The 2,067-nt window shown below is 33.6% G+C and carries 3 protein-coding genes; 1 reads left to right on the top strand and 2 read right to left on the bottom strand.

What is annotated here, in order from left to right; translation table 11 throughout:
• On the bottom strand, positions 1-689 hold a 689-nt coding region (locus AC1DND_RS26440; protein ID WP_477585652.1), incomplete at its 3' end, for an XRE family transcriptional regulator.
• Between the two features lie 133 nt (positions 690-822).
• Between AC1DND_RS26440 and AC1DND_RS26435 the strand changes: the two genes are divergently transcribed.
• Entirely contained in the window at positions 823-1,173 is a 351-nt protein-coding gene (locus AC1DND_RS26435; RefSeq protein ID WP_029275228.1) for a GIY-YIG nuclease family protein, read from the top strand.
• A gap of 94 nt (positions 1,174-1,267) precedes the next feature.
• Here the strand turns inward: AC1DND_RS26435 and blaB3PEDO are convergent.
• Positions 1,268-2,067, bottom strand: an 800-nt coding sequence (gene blaB3PEDO, locus AC1DND_RS26430) for a PEDO-2 family subclass B3 metallo-beta-lactamase (protein ID WP_477585650.1), incomplete at its 5' end; no start/stop codon positions are given.

The following is a 2,067-nucleotide window of genomic DNA, read 5'->3' as shown; positions in this document are numbered from 1 at the left end:
GGTAATGAGGTAGATATATATGCCTTGGCTTTCCAGATTTCCAGGATGTCGTCGGCAGCAATTGTATAGGCATCATATACCTTATTGTCTGATATCAGCTTTAAATCTTTATTCTCTCTGAAACGGTTACCCGCTCTTTTGTATACTACACCTTCATTTTTACTAATCACGATGTACGTTTCGCCGGTTTTTACTTCATTCCAGTTATCCAGGTATTCGCCAATAATCACACTACCTGGTTGAACTGGTAACATACTATCGCCCATAATTTCAAAAGCCCTAAAGGTACCTTGTCTTAATGCAGCTAATGGAAGTTGGAATTTAGGTAGGTCGCTAATATATTGAGGATCAGAAAAACCGTTCAAGTAACCAGCGCTTGCTTTAACCGGAACCAATTCGATATTTTCGCGATCGTTCTGATCAACAGAAATGCTCAGTACCCTTAGGTTGGATCCCTGGCTTTTTGGCTTCGGTTTCCAGCTGTCAGATATTTTCTCATTGATGAATTCATCGATGGTAAGATCAAAGTATTCGGCTATTTTTTTTAGCAAATCATATTTAGGTTCCGCCCGGTCTTCCTCGTAAGCCCCGATGAGCGATCTCTTGATTTCCATTATATCAGCGAAATTTTGCTGTGTATGGCCTTTTTTCTTCCTGAGGTACTTTAAATTATTTGAAATATTTGACATAAAAATAAATTTTAAAATAAATTTGGAATTACTAAAATAGTTAGTAATTTTATGCTCATAAAGTTAGTAATATTATTTTGATTTGCAAGAGGGTATACTAAATAGTTTAGTTTTAAGTTTTAAACACAAGATCATGAAAAAGTTTGTTTATATCGTTACCGACAGAAATCGTACAAGTATGCACGTGGGCATGAGCTCTGATTTAATGAAGACGCTGGATTTCTACAAACAGATGCCAAACTTATTTTTTGATAACGGGCAACAATTAACCCGCCTTGTTTATTTTGAAGAGTTTAAAACAGAAGCACAAGCTTTGCTGCGTTTTAAATCAATTAGCCGGTTTACACGCATGCAAAAAGAACGTTTGGTAAGATCTTGTAATCCAGATTGGATTGATTTAACTATAGGGCTCGATTTCGAAAATATTCTTTTACATCGGAATATAAGCAATCAGGTAAAACTATCATTTACGAGTTTGTCTTAATTGTTACGTTTATTAAACTAAAAGAAATTAAACTATCTCCAAAAAAAAAAAGCGATTATTTGTATTTAATCGCTTTTAACAAGTTAGGAAAAGGTTAATTTTTTATTTTTTCGAGGAAAATATTTTCCAGATCTTCAAGATTCTTGAAAAATTTACTTTTATCCATAAAGACTTTTGGATTATAAGGGGCTCCTGATTTACGCTTATCATGGAGCTCAAACTGACTTGCGTGAGAGGCAACCCAAAGATCAAAGTCAAGCTTTTTCATTGCTTTAAAAGTTTCAGTATAATCTTTTTGGATATCTTTATATGATGCTATTTCTGAGAATTTTCTATCAACAATTATGGATGGCATATTGGCAATCAAAATTTTGTAGCTAGAATTTTTATCTTTTGTATCAAATATAAAACTACACGATCCTTTAGTATGCCCAGGATGATGAAGCATTGTTAAAGTAGTGCTGCCTAATTTAATCTTATCGTTATTCTTCAATAGGAAATCAGGTTTTACAGGCTTGAAACTTATGCCATATTTCCCAAGCTCATAATCTAATTTTCCGCCTGTTTCAAGAGCATCCGCATCTTTCTCATCTACATAAAGTTTCGCGCCGGTTTCTTTTTTAATCTCGGCCATTGCACCCAAATGATCAAAATGAGCTTGGGTTAAGAGCAAAATTTTGATTGATTTATAATCAAATCCCAAAGCTTTTATATTTTCTTTTATTATTGAAAGCGAATTAGCTAAACCTGTATTTATTAATATATTTCCTTTTTCTGTTACAATTAAATAAGAAGCTAAATCATAAGTGCCAACATAATACAAATTACCTGCAATTCTAAATGGCGCTGTAGCTTGAGACCATTCTTTTGGATTATTAGCTGGCTCTGTTACTG

This window comes from Pedobacter sp. 01N416 (genome assembly GCF_056399685.1).
Note: the sequence above shows the minus strand (reverse complement) of the source record. Positions and strands in the feature narration are given on the sequence as shown.

What these genes read in the sequence shown, in the direction of transcription:
- AC1DND_RS26435 (WP_029275228.1), top strand. Translation starts at nt 823, where the DNA reads ATGAAAAAGTTTGTTTATATCGTTACCGACAGAAATCGTACAAGTATG.